The following is a 17,555-nucleotide window of genomic DNA, read 5'->3' as shown; positions in this document are numbered from 1 at the left end:
GCTTGTTGGCTACGCAGCGCTCACAGATACCGCAAGCCGTGCCAAGCTGCCATGCACCCTTACAGACTGGATTGGAAAATCCGGTGCTCATCGCAAACCCTCATAATTGCGCGCCACGATTTGGCGCATTCGAAAACGTGGCGCGGTTACTGCTCACCTTGGTCGACACGTTCGGTCGCCTTCGGGCAGCTCATGCAGTGATCGCAGTTCAGCGTCCTGCACAGCCAGGCCTTCACCCGCTGCCAGTACGTGACCATGAAGATGTGCCGCACACCGGCGAGAGCCAGAGCGAAGTGAAACGTCAGGCCAGCCGTGGTCGGGCCGAAGAAAATGTTCTGGCTGCGCACCATCAGCACAAAACCGCTGATTGCGATGGCTGAATAGATCAGCTTCCCAAGGATGCCGTCCCTCACCTTCCCACTCAGTACGCACCAGGCCGCCCACAGCGCGATAAGGCCGCAGGCTATGGAGTTGATCAGTTCAAGATTCATGGTGGATTGCCTCCCCCGAACCGCTGGCGGATGAGCGCCCAGAGGTCAGCGGCTTTTATGGCCCGATTGATGGCCGCGAGCAGCGATCCGCCGAAGGTGCCGAGCAGGAAGCCGACTCCGGCGACGATGTTGGGCTCAGTGACGCCGAGGTATGCGCTCACCATGCCGGTGAGGTACAGAGCGCAGGCCACTCCGGTAATGAGGAAGATCAGCCAGGCGCGCCAATCGGTCAGGTCGTCCTTATGCCACCAGCTGGCGACGATCACGCCGAACAGTCCAGCGATCAACAGATCCAACCTGTCGAGCAGGCGGTGCAAATAATCCATGCGCTCGACTCCGTGGGGCATGACTGAATAAAAAAGGCCGATTGGAGCGGCCAAGGGAAACAGGCGCGAATGAGGCCCTCGCTGAACTTGGCGATCAGAGGTTCCGAGGGATTGGGAAATCGCAGACGCAAAAAACCCCGCTCGAAAGCAGGGTTAGTGGAGCAAGTTGCCGTAGGCAAAATACTCAATGTGGCAAAATGATGCCGCCAGCCGCACGGGAAGTCAAGCGGCCTCTTTCATCTGATAAATCACCGCACCGATCGGGCTCAAGGCCATGCGGTCCAGGTCCTCGCAGCAGTCGAATGCGAGCCGGACGAAGCACTCCCAATCCCGATCCCAGTTGCATGACTCCAGCCTGCATCCGAACTCAGCCCACAGCCACGCCCTGAACTTCTCCGGCTTGATCAACGGATCGTCGTTGGACGACTGTCCGCCCTGGTGCATGTAGCGATACCGGCGCATTACGCCCTTAACCACATACTCCAGCTTCTCCCGCTTGGCCGCGGTCATGCGCTTGGACTTCGAGACGACCATGCCGAAGACGACCTCCTCCGCAGCCTCACGGATATCGTCGTCCCGGTTCGCGGCGTACATGTACTCTCCGAATACGCGCACTTGCGGGTGAAGCCGGGCGATTGCCGATTGGATGTGACCGGCCAACGCGCCGTGCATGGCATGGTTGGCTGTCGGGCCGCGCTCAGTCGCCTGCACCACCACGCCCAGCTGCACGACATCAGAGGTTTGGCCCGGTGCTGGGTTGTACGTGCAGTCATGCCATGCCTGGCGTGCCGAGTTGATCTTCATGCTGCACTCCTTGGAAACATATTCAGGCCTTCCGCCTCTCCGGCGTCGTAGCAGTTGCGTGCGTTGGCGTTGCGATCGTTCCAGCGCTCCACGGCGATGCGCATCACGTCAGCGACTGTCAGGTCGTAGATGCCCTCAAAGGTGCCAAGCGAGCAGGTGCTGATATACGGCCCTTGAGCCCCGCATTCGTGACACCAGACGTGCGCTGAATAGGCCTCGTCGAAGTCCTCGGTCTGCGGGCGATCCATTGCCACCACTTCTCCAGTCACGAAGTCGTTCGCAATGACGCATGGCGGGCCTTCGCAGAATGGGCATGGAGCCATCTTGATTTGGTCAGGCTCGCTCGATGCAGCGGAGCCCACTCTGCGAAGTCGGGCATCCCAGTCGAGGTCGTGAGCACGCTCATGTATCCGGCGAACTGACTCCTGGGTCTCCCGGCCCTCGGCAATTTCCTTATCGAAGTGTTCGAAGAAAGCGCCCCATGCATCAATCGGCGCGGGTGGTAGTTGCCCATCGATTATTGGATTCATGCCGCCTCTCCTTTCTTCAGCTCTCGGGTCAGTGCGCGGTAATGCGCGGCCAATTCTTTCAGCTCATCAATCGTGTATTTCTTCGGCTCATGCGGCCCTTCCAACCACAAAACCTTGTCCTCACCAATCCGGCGCACCAGCTCCACCCGATAGTTCAGAAGGTCGCCTGATTTGTGGGTGTTACAGGGGGCACATTGCCTCCAGACGTTGAGGGGCTCGTATCGAAGCGCTGGGTGGCCGCCAACCGATTTGAAGTGCCCGGCTTGCCATTGTCCGTTGTGGTGGCGACCGCAGCTAACGCATGGCAGGCCGATATCCCGTGCGCGGATCCAGGCGTTAAACGCTTTTTGGGTGTCTGCAAGGTGTTCGCCGCGGCTCTTCAGCTTCTCCCGCCGAACACCAATCTCTTTGCGTTCCCGCTGAGCGATGGCTTTGCGTGCTTTGTCGTGATTGCTAGGCGCATCCAAAATCGCGCATGCCGGACTGCACACCGCCTGACCCAGCCGCGCAGGGACGAATGAGGCCCCACACGAAGCCACGCGGCATTTCTTGGCCTTCCGCACCTTCACACCGGCAAGCATGGGCATTCCCCCTCTACGCATCCCACACAGCGGTTCAGGGGCTCTGGATGGGCACGATCAACCTTGATCAGGCGATTGGCTTCGGCCTCAGACGAAACCATGAACGCCGGAGCGTCCTCACCTGGGCGGTAGACGTGCAGGGAATTGGACGTGCCGGTGACGAGTTTGATGACATAGCCGTTCATGACTGAAGCCCCTTATCCCGCGAATTGCCGAGCAGCGACTTCTGCCCCTCGTCCAGCTTCCAATCAAACTTCTCCTTGCAGCCTGTAGCGCACTGGCGAAGGTTGAGGCTTGGCATGCTGACCATGGGTTCGCCGCAATCTGGGCAGGGTTTTCCTTTCGGTGAATCAGTCATACCCAGCCTCCCTGAAACTCAATGCACAGCTCTGGTTGTTGATAGGCCTGAGCCATGAAGGCGGTGAAGCGGTTTGCGGTCCTGATGAGGGCCTGCATGAAAGTGTTCAATACCGCCCCTCCCACAGATCCTTCTGGCTCCACCGCACCTGATGCTCAGCACCAAACGCCGCGATCCATTCCAGCAAACTGGCGCACTGCTTCACGGTCAGCTTTGAGGTCCGCTCGTAGATCACGTCGAAGCCGTGGCCGTCGACTGCTGGGATCATCTGCGGCTGGTCACCGGCCTCGCGCAGCCACGCAGCAGTGAGCAGACGTTTCCAGATGAGCACGTCCCACTTGCGGCCGGCGTGCTCCACCTGGTTGGCGATGTCGGTCAAGCTGGCATGAAGTTTCTTGTTTTGCTCCCCGCTGCGGTCGAGATCCTTGATGATGATCTTCTTCGGCTTGCTGAAATCTGTGCCGTCGAGGAAGCCATTGAGGCGGCTGGTGTCTGTGCGGTGACGCATGACTATCTCAACCATGATGGCTCTCCTTGCTCATGCGATTTGATATGTAGTGCAGCAAGAGCGGGCCACAGGTGAGCACCACCAGAAGCAGCATTGGGCGCAAGCCTCCACCCACGAACAGGCCGATCAGCGCGTAGAGCGAGCAAACGGCCAAGGCAATTTGAGTGCGAGTCATGACTGCTCTCCCTTGCTCATGGCGGCGAGCAAGTCGTCGCACTTATGGACGACAGAATCCAGACTGGCCTGACGCAGCGGACGGTAGGTAGCCATGCACTGCCGGTGCTCGTCAGCTTCCGTGTTGGCCGAGTCGCGAAGGGTTTCGAACAGCTCAAGATCGCAGAGCACTTTGCCTTCCCTTTCGCGACGCAACGCCTCAACCTCAGCCTTGAGCCCCTGCACTACCTGCTCATAGGCTTCGTAGCCGGTCTGCAGGCCGGCGTTTTCGGCCTTGAGTCGGGCTACCTCAACCATCAGCGCCTGAACGTTATTCGACTCGTTCTGCCAGTGCTTACGGGACGAATCGTTCTCGGCGATCAGGGCCAGTACGGTCGTAGGCTCAACCAGCATTACTCGCTTCGACTCAATCGGATTGGCCGCATCCTTTTGCGCATGCGCCTCGGCCAGACGTTTCAATTCGATGTAATCGCTCATGCCGTCACCGCCATTGTGATCAGGACGCAGAAAATACCGATGCCGAAGCCTGCGAGGGTTCCAATCGTTACAGCCAGGAAGACTGCGCTCATGTCCGTTGCTCCGCTGCTTCTGCCATCAATGCCATGCGCTCAAGGCGCTCGGCGGCCTGGCTTGACAGGTTCACGCCGTCTGCCTCATCCACCACCGGCATGCACACGAAGCGGATTCCGTACTTGACGAAGGTGTTGGCCACTTCGAGGGATTGGCGTAGCTGTGCTGGGTTTGCTCGTTTCATTCGACCCCCCTTGCTTCATCCATCCATGCTTTGTGGGACCGGATTTGCGCCTGCTCACGTAGCGACTTTTGCTTCTTGTCGGCCGCCAGCCCTTTCAGGCAGTTTTTGCAGGTGACGTTCGCCGCAGTGCTGGTGGTTTGGATATCGTCGCCTTCACGCTGGAAGCACCGCGGTCGGCAGTCGCATTCCTGCGGGCCGCAGCCGTGCGACACGTAGTGCAATACTTTGGCGACCATCACGAAGCCCTCCGCTTGCTGCGCTCAGACGCGCCTTCGAATACCAGACCAATGCCTCGACCCTCGCGCAGACGATCGACCGAACGATCGCCCAGCACCGCGCCCAACTCCTTGGCGTCGATGTTGGAAATCACGATGGTCGGCAGCTGAGCCTCGTACCGCCCGTTGATCACGGCGAACAAGGTGGCCAGCTCAAACTCGGTTGGCTTGGTGGCGCCCACTTCGTCGATGATCAGCAGCGAGGGCTCGACCAGACTGGCGAACGCCTCGGACTCGGTGTATTCGGCGCGGTCGCCGTAGCTGCCCTTGATGAACTGGAGCAGTCCGCCGACAGTGCGGTACACGGCTGTGGCGTTATGATTGACGATGACGTGCCCAGCGATGGCGGCGGCCAGATGCGTCTTCCCGGTACCCGGTGTGCCGGTCATCACGATGCAGCGACCGTCTTCCAGGTGTTGCGGGAACTTCTCGGCGTACTCGACGCACTTCGCCAGATTGGCTTTCTGCGCTGCAGTGTCAGCAACGAAGTCGGCAAAGTTCTTGCCCATGAAACGCTTCGGAATCAGCGAGGCCCCCAGCTTGCGTTCTAGGCGCTGTTCGGCAATACGGGCATACATCGCCCGCTGTTCTTCCTGATCGCGCTGCGCCTGAACCTCTGCAGCGCACTCCGGGCAACCGGACGCGATGTCGCTGGTCTTGCGAATGACCGCGGCGTATTTGCCGTGAGTCGGGCATTCGGCTGGCTGCTTGGCGATCACACCGAAACGGCGCTCGATGTCGTTGATGTCGAGATCGATTTTCTTCGGCTCAGAAGTCATAGGTGCCGTCCCCGCGAGCAGTCAGGCCCGCCTTGTAATCACGCTGGTCGAAACCGGTGTGACGGGATGCCGGGAACTGGTGCACGTTGCTGGATGGCTTGACCTCGTCCTCCCAGCGCTTGCCGTTGAGCCAGGTGGTCGGCATTGGGACGTACTTGCCGCCGTCCTTGAGCCAGTCGGCGGACACGACCTGCGCGGCGAGCCCTTTGGCGATCAGGTTGAACAGGTCGTCAGTGACCTTGAGTTTCGTCCACGCCTTCAGAGCCTTGGCCTTGTCCTGCTTGCGTGGATAGAGCGCCCAGAACTTCGGGAACAGATCCGGCGCCTCGCTCACCGCAGGTGCGCAAGTCTTTTGATCTATTGGTTCTTGGTTAATGGTTAGTGGTTTATGGTTATTGGTTAGGTGACCATCCGTGCACGCTTCGTGCACGAGTGGTGCACGCTTCGTGCGTTTGGCTTCCTCGCGCTTCTCTGCGATCTCTTTATTTTTCAAGGCAGTAGCGTGATAGGCGGCAATTTCATCCTGAATGCGCGCCTGGACGTAAACGCCATCGACAAGCTCAAAGAACTTGCGCAAAACAAGCTCAACTGCGTCGATTTCTTCCTTGTTGCGTGCCCAGCACCAGTCAATTGCGTCTTCCATGGTTGGGAAACGCTCACGGTCGTAGCACGCATCAATCAGGAGTGTGTACGCCCCATGTTCAAGCATGGAAAGCCGTCCAGCCTTCTTGTGGTAGTCGCCAATGTTTCTTTTGAAGTAATGCATCATGCGACCCCCTTGAGATCGGCTGGGTTGAACGACTCAAGTGCTCGGAGCGCTGTGTGGTGGCGACGTAGGGCGTTGTACTCGGCCTTCTTGGCGGAACGCACACGCTGGAATTGAGCCTCGGTGAAATTCATCACGGGCAAGAAGTCGTCGTTGTACGGATCAAATTTCCCGGCTGGCCGGCCGTGAGCTTCGAAGTAGGTGTCGTACATCGAGCGCAGTTCGGCCTTGAGGGCCTTTTTAGTGTTCTGCGCCTTGAAGTGATCAAGCGCAGTAGTGGCGGCGCGCTCGATAAGCTGCTGGTAGGTAGGGCCGATCATGCCAAGTCCTCCTCTGTCGCCTTGCAGTGGCAGAACTGACCATCCCAAGTCTTTTTCATTGGGAGCTTCTGAGCCATGTAGAGATCGTGCAGACGCTTGGCGCCCTCCTTCAGGAGGATCGGCGTGTACTTGGAAAAGGCGTCCATCCCTTCGTTGGAGATGGTGGTCACCTTCTCCGTGAGGTATTTGTCGCGGGCGATCGAGCCGACCCGGAACTTGACCGAGCGATTCTCGTCTCGCTCCGAATTGAAGATCCACTTCCGTGCCAGCAGCGCGTTGTTGACCTGCTGGCAGTTGACCCCATTCAGGCGCTTGCAGAACTGCGTTGGCGTCATGCCCACCTGGAAGATGGATTCAAGGCTGGCGATCTTCTCGGCCTGCTGATGGTTCTCTACGCGTAGCACCGCGGTCTGCTCGATCTGGTCGGCATAGAGACGCAGCGCTTCGGCGTAGGACGGGAGACTGACCTTTTGAGATAAGCGCTCTTCAAGGTCGGTCATGTGATCAAACACAGCTGCCTGAAGCTCGTAGCTGTAGGACATGGCCATCAGGCAGGATTCGCGCTTCGGGAAGCGATAGCACTTCTGCTTGCGGTTCATCGAGTCCAGATAGATGTCGGAAAAATTTCCGGCATCTTTTTTCAGAACCCGAGGCACCTTCTTCATGAAGTCGGCATGATCCAAAACGGAATCTTCGAGATTTCGTTGCTGGTTAATAAAGTCGACCAGCTCAAGGCTGGTCATTGAAATGCGCGACACATTTTCAGAATCAACAAAACGTGTCGCGACATTCGCGGGGGTATTGCTCGCTTGGCTTGAGTGGTGCATTATTCGCTCCAGAACGTTGTATTAAGTGCTGCACAAGAAGCCACCCTTGCCCGGTGGCTTTTTTGTGCGTCCGATTTACTGCTTGGTTGTTTCATTGGCAGTTCCTCATGAGTCCCTGAGGGGCTTATCAGCCCTTCCGTCCTATGGAAGCGACGTTGCTCCGGCTCTTTGGTGGCCGGGTCATTCGATCCAGCGCCCGGTTCATGATTGTTGCGGCCATCTCTTCTGGCGTTACCCCGTTGCGTCTGGCTAATAGCTCCAGATCAGCGAGTCCTTGCCAGTCGAGCTGGATTTCCAGCGGTTTTCTTTCAGGCACAGGGCCTCCTCGGCTACTTCAGGCCACGTCAGTCTTTGCGTTAAGCTCTTCCATCATCTGGTTCAGTCCGCGCTCAAGAATTTCCCGAGCAAGAACGGCTTTCTGGGTCCGCTGGAAGCGAGCCATCGCTGTCAACAAGTCATCAGCCACCTCATCCAGGCGAACCTTGGTCGGCTTGTCGTGTAGGTGATCGGGTGCGAAGTACGACATCTGTGTTTCCTTGTTTGGTTGGAAGTGGGTTAAGCGGCAGATTTCTGGGACGGGAACGGACGCTGCTCTTGCGCCGACAAGCTGCCGTCGTCTTCGAGGGTCACGTACACATCGCGGCCTACACGGATCGCCTTGCTCAGCGCGCCCTGGGTGCAGCCAAGCATTTGGGCGGCTTTGGTATGGCCGTGCTCTTTGGCAAATTCGGTGAGTGTGATTCGGCGCATTGCGGCGTCCTCTACGTAGATTTCACCACAAGTATGACCGCCGGTATTGTTCATAGTCAATACCGGCGATATTGGTTAAGTAAATACCGTGGGTAATACCATCAGCGAATGAAAAAAGACTCCCGACGGCTTCCGTTATCCGAATGGCAGCTGCAAGACAGTGCCCGGCTCAAATCCTTATTCCAGGCTAAGCGCGGAGAGCTCAAGCTCACGCAGGAAAAGCTCGCCGCCGATCTGGGCGATGGCGTCACCCAGGGCGCTGTGAGCCACTTCATGAACGGCCGCACGGCGCTGAGCGTGAATGCGGCAGTCGTGTTTGCCAGAGCCCTCGGAGTCCCCGTCTCCGAGATAAGCCCTACCCTGGCCGCCCAAATTGAAAAAATGTCTGAGGCGCTGCCTGGAAAAGTTGCGCAACAGCCATCTGACGGGCGCACGCCACCGCGTAGCTTCGATCTGAACGATGAACCCGGCTACACCGGCGTACTGCAACTGACTGCGCGAGGATCAACCGGTGGCGGCGACGACAACCCGCACGTCGAGATCCGTGGCGTCATGGCGTTCAAGTCGGCCTGGCTGCGCGCAAACAACCTCAACCAGAAGCACCTGGACGTGATCTACGCCAGCGGCAACAGCATGGAGCCGACTATCAACGACGGCGACGTGCTGCTGGTGGATGAGTCACGGGTTGAGCCGAAGGACGGTCAGGTATTCGCCATGCAGAGCGAATCGAAGGGAACGATCGTTAAGCGCCTGGTGAAGTCGGACTTCGACGGCTGGATCATCCGAAGCGACAACCAGGACAAGACGCGCTACGGCGACGAAACGCTGCGTGACGGTGAGATAAACGAGGTTCGCATCATAGGGCGCGTGGTTTGGCGCGGCGGGATGCTGTAAATCGAAGAGGTTTGTAATGGAATACAAAGCTAGCACACAGGATTGGCCAGCTACTGACGTGGTAACTCATTTCAAGTTCTGCGCCACCATGCAATTGCGTACTCCTTTTAGGGTTCTCGAAAGGCATGGTGATACCCACTGGGACAGGTCTAAGCGACCGCCAACTATAATCAGAGAGGCATGGCAGGGCATATGGGTACCTGGCACTGCGTTTTCTGATCGAATGGCAACAACGTCAATGATGGCTTCCGAAATAGGTCCCATCCACACAAACGGATCTGATTTCCACAGGTTTCTGCTCGTAATACGACACATTGCCGAGAACACCACAGGTGTTGAAAGGCGACATGCTGCTATATGCGCCGAGTGTGAGCGCGACTCATGGACAGAAATTGTTAATCGACTGAATGGCCCGAGAAGCATTGCTGACAGATTTACAGATCGGGTGCGTAAGACCTGACCGATGCGCTGCGTAACTAAGCCCGCCACTGAGCGGGCTTTTTTGTGCCTATTGAAAAATACATGACCGGCGGTATTGACCTTGTAGAATACCGGCGGTATTGTTCACTCCATCGAGTCACCCAACAGGGACTCGCCAGGGCCTCAGGGCCTGAACGCTCTTTAAAAATTCAGAAGACGATCCCGCTGCGGAAATAACAGCGGGGCCGCCTGTCCGGCAAGGACAGGGAGGGCCGATGCAAAGGCTCTGTCAAAACCAAACTATTAAGCCGCTACGCCTCTACTGGGGACCGGCGATCTGATCTGACCTACCGCCTGGGGAGTGACTTGGGTGCTGGAAGGAAACGCAGGGAGAACCTGCGGCGGATCGAGGGATACCGAACTGGCGAATGATCCAGATATGCGTAGCGAGAAGAAACAGAGATGCCGGGCCGCATATTGCAGCCCGGATGCTCTCCAGGTGGCCCTATCTCAGGACCACGCGGAAAGCAGGAGAAGCAGATGCAGCTTCACATTGATGTTGATGCGACAAAAACAATCGCACTAATTGAATCCATGCGAGCCGACCTAGCTGCCCTTAAACAGATTCCCGAGTTTCCCGTCGATGAACTCCTTCGCCTTGGTGATGGCCTGCTCTCTCACCTCGCCGTAGGGGGCGGATGCGCCACAGTCGTTGCATGTGATGGTCGACTCGTCGTTCAGGTCGTCGGGGTGCTGGAAGTCTTTGCAGCCGCACTTGCTGCACTGAAGCTCTATGTTCATGCGGTATTGCCTCAACGGTTGTAGGGACTGGAGAGGCTAGCACGGCCCGGCGTGGGTAAATATCCGGGCACCTATTTACTGATGCCGCTTCGATGAGGCGGCATTGTTGAATTCAAGTGGAGGAAGTGAGATGCAGATTGATTCAGTCGCGGGTATCGACCCTAAAAGAAAGCGGTGTGTTGCGGTAGGCGAGAACAGCCCGGAAACGCTGGCTGACTTCCTCGCCGACGGCCTGATCATCGTGCCGGTGACCATCGAAAACGCTCGCAAGTTGCTGGGCGTGGATGACATCGACGTTTACGCAATTGCGCAGACGGCCTAACACCACACCCCCTCACCCCTATACCGGGCTCTGAGGTAAATGACTGGGATGGGAGATAGAAGATGGATTCCGCTCCGAAGAAAACGTACACCGTCACGCTGATGGCTCAATGCACGGTCGTTATTGAGGCTGACAGTGAAGATGAGGCCGGAACCACGGCAATGAATGACACGCCGCTTCACAAGTTCTCGATTGAGACGGGCGATCAGATCAGGGAGATTGAGCCAATCGAGGTGGAGCGACACATGCGCCACGCCGATCACTTCATCCCAGCCTAACCCACCCCATCAACGCAACGGAGCAAGACAATGGGCTACATGCCGAAAACCATTAAGCAGCTGGACGATCTGGAGCAGTTTGAACTGATCGTCGCGGCCTACCCGGAGAAGTTCGAGGCCCGCGAAGAAGCTGGCGAAGACCTCTGGAATGAAGTGATGGAATTCTTCGAGGAGACGACCAACGATCCAGAAATGATTTTGGACCTGCTGTCTCGAATCGTTTACCTCTCGATGCCGATAGGCTCGCCACTCAGCGGCAAGGCATTCCACGTGCTGGGTAAGACTTCGATTCTGGCAGATGGAAGCGTAGGAATGATGTCGGCGGTAAGTCGGGAGTACACACCGCCTGCTGCAACTTGAAGCATCACCTCTGCCCATTCACTGAGTGGGCAGACGGATGCGGACGAAACTGCGGCCCATAACCGCCCGCCTGCATCACCGCAACAAGCAGATGAATGCCCGGGCTGACGGGCTCACGTACGGGAAAACACCCCTGATGTAGTTCAGGGATCGGATGCGAAAGCATAGTCCGCCGGAGACGGCAGAACGGTCAGACCCGCTTGATGCTGGCGAATCGACGCGCTCGAAATCGTTAAACGTAGGCTGGTTTGAGTCCAGTCATGCCGGGATCAGCTCCGGTCATCTGCACCAACGCGGGGTAGCTTGCGCGTAATCAAGTCAGCAACAAGCACCACGGCGGTAAAGCCCGCGCCGGAGACGTAACCGGCATTCCCTCCCCCGACCAATCCCGAATGCACTCCCCTCCGCGCCCAACGGCAACCAGCGGAACGGATGAGTGCATTGCGAGTTTTGTTGGATCAATCAACGAATGGAGAAAGCCATGAATTTTCAGCCACCAGATCCGGAACGCTTCGGGTCGTGCTTGAAGTGCAACAGCCTGATCGAAGAGTCGGAGCAGTCCGGTGGCGTTTGCTTTGAGTGCCAAGCCGTAGATGCCAAAGAGCCGGCTTTCCCTGTCGGCGCAAACGAATACGGCGGGCACGGCACCTGCTTCGGGATCACGGTTCGCGACTACTTCGCCGCCAAGGCCCTGCAGGGAATTATCTCAACAGCAGGCGCCCCATGCTTGTTCGGACTTGAAGGGGGCGAAAGCAACACCGCGAAAGCCGCTTACAAGATCGCCGACGCAATGCTCGCCGCCCGCTCCGCCTAACCCCAAACGCTGGAGGTCGCCATGTTCGATAAGGGCGCAAAAGACATGTTTGATATTGAGCTTGAGTCTGCCAAAAACTGGGCTCCAGCATGCAACCATCACGCAGAAACTGACATGGCGAGAGCCGAAGGAATGGCGCTCTACGCGTTGAGCAACGGGGATATCCGTCGCCAAGAGTTTGACCTGCTGATCAGCCGCATCCAGTCCATTCGCCTCAACCGCAAAGCCAAGGATTCCGACACCAATCGCCGCGATACGCATCTTCGGAGGGCATCATGAAGAACTCGCTTACGGCGGTCATCGCCACCAGCCGCCCAGCAATAGCCAGCGCCCTGATCGCGCAGGGCTTCATCTTGGTCAGCGACCTGCCTAAGCCCATCCGTCTGCAGCAAACACCACGCGGCATGCTGATTGCGAGGTTGTCATGAGTTCCTATCGGCGTGCTCGTCGCCTCGCAATTTGGCGTGGCTCATTCCCGGTACTCACGATCACCATCATGGTAATGCTCGTCCTCAGCCTTCTGGCCTGACCTCCCCCAAACAACGCCCAGTAACGCGGCCATCATGTGGCTGTGATGGAGGCTCTATGTCTCAAGAAAGCAAATCCCTCTTATCGGCTGCAGATCTGCGGACGATTGCCCACGCCGCGCCAACCGCCAAGATCGAGCGAGAAGAACTCGATGCTGCCCACCGCCAAGCCGAGCGCGAGCGCATTGAACGGCTTGGAGGGTCGGCTGAGTTGGTTCTGGACCTGGAGACCAGGCTTGCAGCAGCAGTCGATGACCGCAAGCGCGCACAGGTCGAGGCGAACTACGCCAAGAAGAAGCTGGAGCAGGTTTTCGAGTCGGTCAGCAGAGCTGTAGGCCGGGACGTTCGCCAGCTCAGCCTAGTGCACCTCGCCATGGCGCTGACAGACAGCAAGTCGAAGCTGGTCACCCTTGCAGAATACATCGACAAGGCGCGGACACTGGATGACCTGGTGGTACTCAAGCGAGTAGCCAGCAACCTAGGAGTGATCCAGCCGCAAACCATGGCCGAGGCAGCCCAGTTGATGGGTTTGAGCCACAGGAGGGCTGTATGAGCCCGGCAATGTCCGCCCAGCTCGACTGGATGACGGTCGGCGCCTTCTCGCCTGAGCGATTCACCGGCGACCAGCGCAAAGAGTACGAAGACGAAGCCCGCCGCATCCAGCGGCAGTGGGACAACCAACCAATCTGAGGAAACTCAAATGTTCAAGAAAGCCGAACGCAAGCAGGCCAAGCTACGGCTGGCACTTGCCGGGCCATCCGGATCAGGCAAGACCTATTCCGCTCTACTGCTCGCCATGGGCCTTGGCGGCCGAATCGCGGTGATCGACACCGAACACGGCAGCGCCGAACTGTATGCCGATATCGCCGACTTCGATGTTCTTAATCTGCATGCGCCCTACTCGCCCGAACGATACGTGGACGCCATCACGAACGCCGAGCAGGCCGGCTACAGCGTACTGATCATCGACAGCTACTCGCATGAGTGGACCGGTTCCGGTGGATGCCTTGAGGCGAACGAGCAACTGGCCCACCAGAAATTCCGGGGCAACACCTGGGCCGCCTGGAACGAGACCACGCCGAGGCACCGGAAACTGACGGACAAGATCCTGACCAGTTCGCTGCACATCATTTGCACCATGCGCAGTAAGACAGAGACGGTCCAGGGTGAAGGCAAGAAGATCCTCAAGCTGGGCATGAAGTCCGAGCAGCGTGATGGCACCGACTACGAATTCACCGTGGTACTGGACCTGACCCATGACGGGCACACAGCCATGGCCAGCAAGGATCGGACGAAGCTGTTCGAGCAACCAGAGCTGATCAGTGAGGAAACGGGCAGGCGCCTGTTGGCCTGGCTGAACTCCGGTGTAAGCCCTGAGGATCGGGCGAAAGAGCTGTTGGTCGACGCGCTGGCCGACATTGCATCCGCCAAAGATATGCCTTCGCTGCACTCCGCCTTCAACGCTGCCAAGGCGATCGCACTCGGCTTTGAGGACCTAGTGCAGCAGGTGGTAGCTGCCAAAGACAAGCGCAAATCCGATCTCTCACAACAAAGGCAATAAGCATGACCGCATATATCTTCGACAGCGAAACCACTGGCCTGAATGACCCGCATCTGATTGAAGCGGCTTGGCTTCGATTGAAAGACGTCAGCAGCCTGACGGTCACCGCGGACTTCCTCCAGCGCTACAGGCCGGGAAAGCCGATCGAGCTGGGCGCCTTGGCGACGATCCACATCCTCGACGAGGAACTGTTCGATTGCCAGCCGCACACCGACTTCAGCCTCCCAGCGGAGGTGGTTTACCTGATCGGTCACAACGTCGATTACGACTGGCGCGTGATCGGTGAGCCAGATGTGAAGCGTATCTGCACCCGAGCACTGAGCTCGAAGCTCTGGCCATCCGCTGACAGTCATACGCAGTCGGCGATGATCTACCTGCACTACCGATCCGAGGCGACTGGCATGCTCCGGAATGCTCATGCTGCTTTGGACGATGTGAAGAACTGCCGTCTGCTACTGGTGAAGATTCTCGACACTCTGTCGGTGACGCTGGGTCGCCCAGTAAACGATTGGGAAGAGCTCTGGCAAATTTCGGAAGACGCACGAATCCCGGCGGTTATCGGGTTCGGCAAACACAAAGGCATGGCCGTTGCTGATCTGCCAAGCGACTACAAGCGCTGGCTACTGAATCAGACGGACCTTGATCCATACATGCGAAAAGCTCTTTCTCGCTAAAGGTGAATCATGATCAGCAACCACCTCAGCATGGTCGAAGCACTTCGTCCAAAATCCAACGAGCTGGCGGCGCAGGTCGACGAGTACCTGGCCGCTGGCGGAAAGATCGACGAAGCAGAGCCCATCGGCTACAAACCCAAGCCGATCAACTACAGCACTCAAATGCCTCCAGCGCCGAAGCCATTCGTGCGGCGCCGGGCGCCCGCTCCGCCTCAACCGCTGTCAGCTCAGGACATTCGCCATCAGGAGCGCATGCAGCAGCTCGAACTTATCCGCGAAATGGCGACGACACATACGCAGACGGAGGTCGTTGAGGCCCTCGGAATAAGCCGCCGCACGCTTTACAGCATCGCACAGGCCCACAACCTGACGTTCAAGAGTGCAGCTCGTGGCCGCATGACCGGCAAAGATAGGGTGGAGCATTTGGAGGCCCGCGACGCGAAGTTCGCCGAGCGAATCCGGACATTCCTTGAGCTGGGCATCACTCGCCGGCAGGTGTGCGGCCGTCTTGGCATCGCCAACAAAACACTCGAGCGGATCCTCGCCAATCACGGCATCGATTATCCCAAGGCGCGGCGCGGCTGTACTTCATGCGTCGCATAGCTCGAATCCAGCAACGCAAACGACAGACCTGGCTGGACTTGCCGGCCAGCGGAATTGAAGAGGTAGGCCATGGCCAAGAGCAACGCGCAATTGCAGAAGGACAAGCGAGCCAAGGAGAAGGCGCTGCTCGATCGGATCGGCGCCGAGAAGCGATCGCTGATTGTTTCGAAAGCGCTCGATGATGCACTTCAGATCCTCGGCGAGCGCCACGGCTTCGAGGAATGGCAGGAGACGGTGTCGACGTTCATGATCAATCTCGCCGCAGCGCCTGCGGAAGAGTCGGAACGCTTCGTAAAAATGTCGCGACCTAAAATCGTCGTTAAGGATAAGTGGTCGCGGCAGCTTGAAGCGTTCGCCGCGACCGGCGTAGAGCTATGAGTAATCTGGGAAAACGTCCGCGGTAGGCAGCACCCCAACCACGGTCTGGCATTTCAGGTCGGCACAAACAATCATGCTGATCGCCTGAGTAGTTCTCGCAACGTATCGGTTGTAGACGGCCGTGAATTCAATCCCCGAGCATTTCGGGCACGTCGGCTTGAATTCATCGTCACGCATTTGTTCGATATCCATCTACTTCTCCTTGATCCGGCCCCATGCCGGGCCGAACACAAATACCCCACTTCTACGAATCACGCCAGCCGGCGAGGCAGGCGTCTGCCTGGAGATAGCCTATGAGCACCTTTGCAGTGTTTGGAATGACTGCCAGCGTCGCGCTGACCGAGGCCCGCAAGACTACGCCAACGACAAAGCCGAACCCTACCCCTGGACGCCCCCCCCTGGAGCTAAGCCTGGGCGAATGGAACCTGGCTGTCGAAGAGCAGGCAGCCAAGATCATGCGCGGCGAGAAAGTCCGCCAGCTCAGCCAGCCCTTCGACGCGCCGCAGTACGCCGAGCAGTTCGCTGACTTGACCAGGAAGCAATGCAAGTGCCGCTCGTTGCGCATCAGGGCGAAATGCCCAATCACCGACGCAGAAGGCAACCCAGTCATCAACAAGAAGACAAAGGCGCCAAAGGTTGGCTGGGTGGATTACACGCCGGAAATGACTCAGCACGTCGCCTGAATTCCTCTCCCCCACTCCACCGCCCGGGCATTACCCGGCATAGGACGCCCCATGAGCAACTTGAACCAATCGAAAGAGGAACTGGATGCGGTGCTGCACTGGCGCGGCAAGCATGCCCAGGCAATCCGCGAGAGTGACGCCCTGCAGCTGCGCTTGAACGTAGCGGATCAGCGGATTGATGAGCTGGAGGGTCAGCTGTCTCGGCTATCCGCCATAGGCGAACTAATCAGGTCGCAAGACAACCGCTGCACCGATCAGCCGATGTTCGCCGTCATGGAGAAACGCAGCATGGTCACGCTCGACACGCACGATCACGACCGCATTGATTGGGTTGAGACGGAGAGCGGCGACTACGGCGTGGCGGACGATGTAAAGGCCAGTCGCCTGGAGGCCCTGCACCAGGGTGGCCGCGATTCGCCAGGCTGGGAACGCTACGCCATGAAGGATATCGACGTATTCGTGACGGCATGCTTTACAGAACAAGGCTGCAAAGACTTCATTGCGCGTGACGGACACAACCACCGTCGACCATTCATTTACGCCTTCGGGAGCTACCGCAACGGTGAGTACCAGGCTGTGCGCAACATACTGAAATCCCTACCGGGCACCTCGGCATCTCCTGAATCCCGGTAGGAGTACATCTGTACTCCGCCCGCAAAATTACTCCCTCCCCCTTCAAAGTCAGCCGCTATAGCGGCAAGGAACCAGCATGCCTGAAGAAAGCCAGGTCCATACCCCGAAGAGTCTCGGCTGGATGGACCACGGAAAGACAAATTGCGGTCTTCTGGTAATGAGTCGATGGGATAGCCCGGAGCGCGACGACAACGCGAAAGACCTGCAGCGGTTTGTAAGAGATGTGAAGCGCAGCGGGTTCAACCACTCTCGCACTGAGCGTTTCGAGGGCGATCAATTCCCAGACTGGGTTGGTGAGCTGCATTGCAACGAAGTGCAATGCCAGTGCCGGCGCTTCCTCCGCACCAAACAAGCCTAACCCCAA

At 58.0% G+C, this 17,555-nt stretch carries 36 protein-coding genes; 16 read left to right on the top strand and 20 right to left on the bottom strand.

Annotation, left to right across the window (positions count from 1 at the left end; genetic code table 11):
* Positions 1-146 precede the first annotated feature (146 nt).
* The 18 genes from IEQ42_RS14585 to IEQ42_RS14500 form a co-directional block, all read right to left on the bottom strand.
* Complete coding sequence (locus tag IEQ42_RS14585) at positions 147-491, bottom strand: hypothetical protein (protein ID WP_210703977.1); 345 nt, start codon at positions 489-491, stop codon at positions 147-149.
* Entirely contained in the window at positions 488-817 is a 330-nt protein-coding gene (locus IEQ42_RS14580; RefSeq protein WP_210703976.1) for an MFS transporter, read from the bottom strand. Before IEQ42_RS14580 ends, IEQ42_RS14585 begins: the two co-directional genes overlap by 4 nt.
* Positions 818-1,039: 222 nt before the next feature.
* Positions 1,040-1,621, bottom strand: coding sequence for a hypothetical protein (locus tag IEQ42_RS14575; RefSeq protein ID WP_210703975.1), 582 nt, complete (start codon positions 1,619-1,621; stop codon positions 1,040-1,042).
* Positions 1,618-2,151, bottom strand: coding sequence for a Lar family restriction alleviation protein (locus IEQ42_RS27330; RefSeq protein ID WP_228731992.1), 534 nt, complete (start codon positions 2,149-2,151; stop codon positions 1,618-1,620). Before IEQ42_RS27330 ends, IEQ42_RS14575 begins: the two co-directional genes overlap by 4 nt.
* A complete protein-coding gene (locus IEQ42_RS14565) occupies positions 2,148-2,732 on the bottom strand; it encodes a recombination protein NinG (protein WP_210703974.1) in 585 nt (194 codons plus the stop codon). Before IEQ42_RS14565 ends, IEQ42_RS27330 begins: the two co-directional genes overlap by 4 nt.
* Positions 2,717-2,917 carry a hypothetical protein gene (locus IEQ42_RS14560; RefSeq protein WP_210703973.1) on the bottom strand — a complete coding sequence of 67 codons (201 nt, stop codon included), beginning with the start codon at positions 2,915-2,917 and terminating at the stop codon, positions 2,717-2,719. The genes IEQ42_RS14565 and IEQ42_RS14560 overlap by 16 nt, the downstream gene beginning before the upstream one ends.
* Positions 2,914-3,090 (bottom strand): hypothetical protein, encoded by a 177-nt coding sequence (locus tag IEQ42_RS14555; RefSeq protein WP_154232302.1) that lies wholly within the window; start codon positions 3,088-3,090, stop codon positions 2,914-2,916. Before IEQ42_RS14555 ends, IEQ42_RS14560 begins: the two co-directional genes overlap by 4 nt.
* Positions 3,091-3,196: 106 nt before the next feature.
* The gene (locus IEQ42_RS14550) at positions 3,197-3,613 is read right to left on the bottom strand and encodes a recombination protein NinB (protein ID WP_210703972.1); all 417 of its coding nucleotides are present in this window, start codon (positions 3,611-3,613) and stop codon (positions 3,197-3,199) included.
* Entirely contained in the window at positions 3,606-3,773 is a 168-nt protein-coding gene (locus IEQ42_RS14545; RefSeq protein ID WP_210703971.1) for a hypothetical protein, read from the bottom strand. The genes IEQ42_RS14550 and IEQ42_RS14545 overlap by 8 nt, the downstream gene beginning before the upstream one ends.
* Entirely contained in the window at positions 3,770-4,249 is a 480-nt protein-coding gene (locus IEQ42_RS14540) for a hypothetical protein (protein WP_210703970.1), read from the bottom strand. The genes IEQ42_RS14545 and IEQ42_RS14540 overlap by 4 nt, the downstream gene beginning before the upstream one ends.
* Positions 4,250-4,337: 88 nt before the next feature.
* A complete protein-coding gene (locus IEQ42_RS14535) occupies positions 4,338-4,526 on the bottom strand; it encodes a DUF1382 family protein (RefSeq protein ID WP_210703969.1) in 189 nt (62 codons plus the stop codon).
* Entirely contained in the window at positions 4,523-4,762 is a 240-nt protein-coding gene (locus IEQ42_RS14530) for a hypothetical protein (RefSeq protein WP_210703968.1), read from the bottom strand. The genes IEQ42_RS14535 and IEQ42_RS14530 overlap by 4 nt, the downstream gene beginning before the upstream one ends.
* Positions 4,762-5,580, bottom strand: coding sequence for an ATP-binding protein (locus IEQ42_RS14525; RefSeq protein ID WP_210703967.1), 819 nt, complete (start codon positions 5,578-5,580; stop codon positions 4,762-4,764). The genes IEQ42_RS14530 and IEQ42_RS14525 overlap by 1 nt, the downstream gene beginning before the upstream one ends.
* Complete coding sequence (locus tag IEQ42_RS14520) at positions 5,570-6,346, bottom strand: YdaU family protein (protein WP_210703992.1); 777 nt, start codon at positions 6,344-6,346, stop codon at positions 5,570-5,572. Before IEQ42_RS14520 ends, IEQ42_RS14525 begins: the two co-directional genes overlap by 11 nt.
* Entirely contained in the window at positions 6,346-6,666 is a 321-nt protein-coding gene (locus IEQ42_RS14515; RefSeq protein WP_210703966.1) for a hypothetical protein, read from the bottom strand. Before IEQ42_RS14515 ends, IEQ42_RS14520 begins: the two co-directional genes overlap by 1 nt.
* Positions 6,663-7,493, bottom strand: a complete 831-nt coding sequence (locus IEQ42_RS14510) for a phage antirepressor protein (RefSeq protein WP_210703965.1) — start codon at positions 7,491-7,493, stop codon at positions 6,663-6,665. The genes IEQ42_RS14515 and IEQ42_RS14510 overlap by 4 nt, the downstream gene beginning before the upstream one ends.
* Before the next feature lie 334 nt (positions 7,494-7,827).
* On the bottom strand, positions 7,828-8,019 hold the full coding sequence (locus IEQ42_RS14505) for a hypothetical protein (RefSeq protein ID WP_058410615.1): 192 nt from the start codon (positions 8,017-8,019) through the stop codon (positions 7,828-7,830).
* A 29-nt stretch (positions 8,020-8,048) separates the two neighbouring features.
* Complete coding sequence (locus IEQ42_RS14500; RefSeq protein ID WP_210703964.1) at positions 8,049-8,243, bottom strand: Cro/CI family transcriptional regulator; 195 nt, start codon at positions 8,241-8,243, stop codon at positions 8,049-8,051.
* Positions 8,244-8,351: 108 nt separating this feature from the next.
* Between IEQ42_RS14500 and IEQ42_RS14495 the strand changes: the two genes are divergently transcribed.
* Complete coding sequence (locus IEQ42_RS14495) at positions 8,352-9,137, top strand: LexA family transcriptional regulator (RefSeq protein WP_210703963.1); 786 nt, start codon at positions 8,352-8,354, stop codon at positions 9,135-9,137.
* Between the two features lie 1,026 nt (positions 9,138-10,163).
* On the opposite strand, the gene IEQ42_RS27760 is transcribed toward IEQ42_RS14495, so the two are convergent.
* Positions 10,164-10,358 (bottom strand): ECs_2282 family putative zinc-binding protein, encoded by a 195-nt coding sequence (locus IEQ42_RS27760; RefSeq protein WP_024013555.1) that lies wholly within the window; start codon positions 10,356-10,358, stop codon positions 10,164-10,166.
* A gap of 130 nt (positions 10,359-10,488) precedes the next feature.
* On the opposite strand from IEQ42_RS27760, the gene IEQ42_RS14485 reads away from it, so the two are divergent.
* The 12 genes from IEQ42_RS14485 (at position 10,489) to IEQ42_RS14430 (ending at position 15,875) form a co-directional block, all read left to right on the top strand.
* Entirely contained in the window at positions 10,489-10,680 is a 192-nt protein-coding gene (locus tag IEQ42_RS14485; RefSeq protein ID WP_210703962.1) for a hypothetical protein, read from the top strand.
* Between the two features lie 62 nt (positions 10,681-10,742).
* Positions 10,743-10,958: a hypothetical protein gene (locus IEQ42_RS14480; protein WP_210703961.1), complete on the top strand. Its 216-nt coding sequence runs from the start codon at positions 10,743-10,745 to the stop codon at positions 10,956-10,958.
* Between the two features lie 30 nt (positions 10,959-10,988).
* The gene (locus tag IEQ42_RS14475) at positions 10,989-11,318 is read left to right on the top strand and encodes a hypothetical protein (RefSeq protein WP_210703960.1); all 330 of its coding nucleotides are present in this window, start codon (positions 10,989-10,991) and stop codon (positions 11,316-11,318) included.
* Between the two features lie 481 nt (positions 11,319-11,799).
* Positions 11,800-12,132: a hypothetical protein gene (locus tag IEQ42_RS14470; RefSeq protein ID WP_228731991.1), complete on the top strand. Its 333-nt coding sequence runs from the start codon at positions 11,800-11,802 to the stop codon at positions 12,130-12,132.
* Positions 12,133-12,153: 21 nt separating this feature from the next.
* Positions 12,154-12,411, top strand: a complete 258-nt coding sequence (locus IEQ42_RS14465) for a hypothetical protein (protein WP_210555626.1) — start codon at positions 12,154-12,156, stop codon at positions 12,409-12,411.
* Positions 12,408-12,560 (top strand): hypothetical protein, encoded by a 153-nt coding sequence (locus IEQ42_RS14460; RefSeq protein WP_210555625.1) that lies wholly within the window; start codon positions 12,408-12,410, stop codon positions 12,558-12,560. The genes IEQ42_RS14465 and IEQ42_RS14460 overlap by 4 nt, the downstream gene beginning before the upstream one ends.
* 157 nt (positions 12,561-12,717) lie before the next feature.
* A complete protein-coding gene (locus IEQ42_RS14455) occupies positions 12,718-13,212 on the top strand; it encodes a hypothetical protein (protein ID WP_210703959.1) in 495 nt (164 codons plus the stop codon).
* A complete protein-coding gene (locus IEQ42_RS14450; RefSeq protein ID WP_210555670.1) occupies positions 13,209-13,349 on the top strand; it encodes a hypothetical protein in 141 nt (46 codons plus the stop codon). Before IEQ42_RS14455 ends, IEQ42_RS14450 begins: the two co-directional genes overlap by 4 nt.
* A 10-nt stretch (positions 13,350-13,359) precedes the next feature.
* Positions 13,360-14,220 carry an ATP-binding protein gene (locus IEQ42_RS14445; RefSeq protein WP_210703958.1) on the top strand — a complete coding sequence of 287 codons (861 nt, stop codon included), beginning with the start codon at positions 13,360-13,362 and terminating at the stop codon, positions 14,218-14,220.
* Positions 14,221-14,222: 2 nt separating this feature from the next.
* Positions 14,223-14,894 carry a 3'-5' exonuclease gene (locus IEQ42_RS14440; RefSeq protein WP_210703957.1) on the top strand — a complete coding sequence of 224 codons (672 nt, stop codon included), beginning with the start codon at positions 14,223-14,225 and terminating at the stop codon, positions 14,892-14,894.
* Between the two features lie 9 nt (positions 14,895-14,903).
* The gene (locus IEQ42_RS14435; protein WP_210703956.1) at positions 14,904-15,497 is read left to right on the top strand and encodes a hypothetical protein; all 594 of its coding nucleotides are present in this window, start codon (positions 14,904-14,906) and stop codon (positions 15,495-15,497) included.
* 69 nt (positions 15,498-15,566) lie between these two features.
* Positions 15,567-15,875: a hypothetical protein gene (locus tag IEQ42_RS14430; RefSeq protein WP_210703955.1), complete on the top strand. Its 309-nt coding sequence runs from the start codon at positions 15,567-15,569 to the stop codon at positions 15,873-15,875.
* Here the strand turns inward: IEQ42_RS14430 and IEQ42_RS14425 are convergent.
* Positions 15,870-16,067, bottom strand: a complete 198-nt coding sequence (locus tag IEQ42_RS14425; protein WP_210703954.1) for a hypothetical protein — start codon at positions 16,065-16,067, stop codon at positions 15,870-15,872. The two genes, IEQ42_RS14430 and IEQ42_RS14425, sit on opposite strands and share 6 nt — an antisense overlap.
* A 101-nt stretch (positions 16,068-16,168) precedes the next feature.
* Between IEQ42_RS14425 and IEQ42_RS14420 the strand changes: the two genes are divergently transcribed.
* The 3 genes from IEQ42_RS14420 to IEQ42_RS14410 all read left to right on the top strand — a co-directional run bounded on the left by IEQ42_RS14420 (position 16,169) and on the right by IEQ42_RS14410 (position 17,549).
* Positions 16,169-16,558, top strand: a complete 390-nt coding sequence (locus tag IEQ42_RS14420) for a hypothetical protein (protein ID WP_210703953.1) — start codon at positions 16,169-16,171, stop codon at positions 16,556-16,558.
* A gap of 51 nt (positions 16,559-16,609) precedes the next feature.
* Positions 16,610-17,191 (top strand): hypothetical protein, encoded by a 582-nt coding sequence (locus IEQ42_RS14415; protein ID WP_210703997.1) that lies wholly within the window; start codon positions 16,610-16,612, stop codon positions 17,189-17,191.
* 76 nt (positions 17,192-17,267) lie between these two features.
* Entirely contained in the window at positions 17,268-17,549 is a 282-nt protein-coding gene (locus tag IEQ42_RS14410) for a hypothetical protein (RefSeq protein ID WP_210703952.1), read from the top strand.
* Positions 17,550-17,555: the final 6 nt, after the last annotated feature.

The organism is Pseudomonas iridis, assembly GCF_017980685.1.
Taxonomy (GTDB): domain Bacteria; phylum Pseudomonadota; class Gammaproteobacteria; order Pseudomonadales; family Pseudomonadaceae; genus Aquipseudomonas; species Aquipseudomonas iridis.
The sequence above is the reverse complement of the archived record's forward strand: the minus strand, read 5'-3'. Positions and strand labels throughout refer to the sequence as shown.

Bases quoted from the DNA above. Each gene is read 5' to 3' on its own strand.
- IEQ42_RS14495 (WP_210703963.1), top strand. From the start codon at position 8,352: ATGAAAAAAGACTCCCGACGGCTTCCGTTATCCGAATGGCAGCTGCAA.
- IEQ42_RS14580 (WP_210703976.1), bottom strand. From the start codon at position 817: ATGGATTATTTGCACCGCCTGCTCGACAGGTTGGATCTGTTGATCGCT.
- IEQ42_RS14470 (WP_228731991.1), top strand. From the start codon at position 11,800: ATGAATTTTCAGCCACCAGATCCGGAACGCTTCGGGTCGTGCTTGAAG.
- IEQ42_RS14475 (WP_210703960.1), top strand. From the start codon at position 10,989: ATGGGCTACATGCCGAAAACCATTAAGCAGCTGGACGATCTGGAGCAG.
- IEQ42_RS14505 (WP_058410615.1), bottom strand. From the start codon at position 8,019: ATGTCGTACTTCGCACCCGATCACCTACACGACAAGCCGACCAAGGTT.
- IEQ42_RS14455 (WP_210703959.1), top strand. From the start codon at position 12,718: ATGTCTCAAGAAAGCAAATCCCTCTTATCGGCTGCAGATCTGCGGACG.
- IEQ42_RS14425 (WP_210703954.1), bottom strand. From the start codon at position 16,067: ATGGATATCGAACAAATGCGTGACGATGAATTCAAGCCGACGTGCCCG.
- IEQ42_RS14420 (WP_210703953.1), top strand. From the start codon at position 16,169: ATGAGCACCTTTGCAGTGTTTGGAATGACTGCCAGCGTCGCGCTGACC.
- IEQ42_RS14565 (WP_210703974.1), bottom strand. From the start codon at position 2,732: ATGCTTGCCGGTGTGAAGGTGCGGAAGGCCAAGAAATGCCGCGTGGCT.
- IEQ42_RS14480 (WP_210703961.1), top strand. From the start codon at position 10,743: ATGGATTCCGCTCCGAAGAAAACGTACACCGTCACGCTGATGGCTCAA.
- IEQ42_RS27760 (WP_024013555.1), bottom strand. From the start codon at position 10,358: ATGAACATAGAGCTTCAGTGCAGCAAGTGCGGCTGCAAAGACTTCCAG.
- IEQ42_RS14485 (WP_210703962.1), top strand. From the start codon at position 10,489: ATGCAGATTGATTCAGTCGCGGGTATCGACCCTAAAAGAAAGCGGTGT.
- IEQ42_RS14460 (WP_210555625.1), top strand. From the start codon at position 12,408: ATGAAGAACTCGCTTACGGCGGTCATCGCCACCAGCCGCCCAGCAATA.
- IEQ42_RS14560 (WP_210703973.1), bottom strand. From the start codon at position 2,917: ATGAACGGCTATGTCATCAAACTCGTCACCGGCACGTCCAATTCCCTG.
- IEQ42_RS14550 (WP_210703972.1), bottom strand. From the start codon at position 3,613: ATGGTTGAGATAGTCATGCGTCACCGCACAGACACCAGCCGCCTCAAT.
- IEQ42_RS14445 (WP_210703958.1), top strand. From the start codon at position 13,360: ATGTTCAAGAAAGCCGAACGCAAGCAGGCCAAGCTACGGCTGGCACTT.
- IEQ42_RS27330 (WP_228731992.1), bottom strand. From the start codon at position 2,151: ATGAATCCAATAATCGATGGGCAACTACCACCCGCGCCGATTGATGCA.
- IEQ42_RS14465 (WP_210555626.1), top strand. From the start codon at position 12,154: ATGTTCGATAAGGGCGCAAAAGACATGTTTGATATTGAGCTTGAGTCT.
- IEQ42_RS14500 (WP_210703964.1), bottom strand. From the start codon at position 8,243: ATGCGCCGAATCACACTCACCGAATTTGCCAAAGAGCACGGCCATACC.
- IEQ42_RS14435 (WP_210703956.1), top strand. From the start codon at position 14,904: ATGATCAGCAACCACCTCAGCATGGTCGAAGCACTTCGTCCAAAATCC.
- IEQ42_RS14585 (WP_210703977.1), bottom strand. From the start codon at position 491: ATGAATCTTGAACTGATCAACTCCATAGCCTGCGGCCTTATCGCGCTG.
- IEQ42_RS14525 (WP_210703967.1), bottom strand. From the start codon at position 5,580: ATGACTTCTGAGCCGAAGAAAATCGATCTCGACATCAACGACATCGAG.
- IEQ42_RS14430 (WP_210703955.1), top strand. From the start codon at position 15,567: ATGGCCAAGAGCAACGCGCAATTGCAGAAGGACAAGCGAGCCAAGGAG.
- IEQ42_RS14530 (WP_210703968.1), bottom strand. From the start codon at position 4,762: ATGGTCGCCAAAGTATTGCACTACGTGTCGCACGGCTGCGGCCCGCAG.
- IEQ42_RS14440 (WP_210703957.1), top strand. From the start codon at position 14,223: ATGACCGCATATATCTTCGACAGCGAAACCACTGGCCTGAATGACCCG.
- IEQ42_RS14540 (WP_210703970.1), bottom strand. From the start codon at position 4,249: ATGAGCGATTACATCGAATTGAAACGTCTGGCCGAGGCGCATGCGCAA.
- IEQ42_RS14450 (WP_210555670.1), top strand. From the start codon at position 13,209: ATGAGCCCGGCAATGTCCGCCCAGCTCGACTGGATGACGGTCGGCGCC.
- IEQ42_RS14575 (WP_210703975.1), bottom strand. From the start codon at position 1,621: ATGAAGATCAACTCGGCACGCCAGGCATGGCATGACTGCACGTACAAC.
- IEQ42_RS14410 (WP_210703952.1), top strand. From the start codon at position 17,268: ATGCCTGAAGAAAGCCAGGTCCATACCCCGAAGAGTCTCGGCTGGATG.
- IEQ42_RS14520 (WP_210703992.1), bottom strand. From the start codon at position 6,346: ATGCATTACTTCAAAAGAAACATTGGCGACTACCACAAGAAGGCTGGA.
- IEQ42_RS14415 (WP_210703997.1), top strand. From the start codon at position 16,610: ATGAGCAACTTGAACCAATCGAAAGAGGAACTGGATGCGGTGCTGCAC.
- IEQ42_RS14510 (WP_210703965.1), bottom strand. From the start codon at position 7,493: ATGCACCACTCAAGCCAAGCGAGCAATACCCCCGCGAATGTCGCGACA.
- IEQ42_RS14515 (WP_210703966.1), bottom strand. From the start codon at position 6,666: ATGATCGGCCCTACCTACCAGCAGCTTATCGAGCGCGCCGCCACTACT.
- IEQ42_RS14545 (WP_210703971.1), bottom strand. From the start codon at position 3,773: ATGACTCGCACTCAAATTGCCTTGGCCGTTTGCTCGCTCTACGCGCTG.
- IEQ42_RS14555 (WP_154232302.1), bottom strand. From the start codon at position 3,090: ATGACTGATTCACCGAAAGGAAAACCCTGCCCAGATTGCGGCGAACCC.
- IEQ42_RS14535 (WP_210703969.1), bottom strand. From the start codon at position 4,526: ATGAAACGAGCAAACCCAGCACAGCTACGCCAATCCCTCGAAGTGGCC.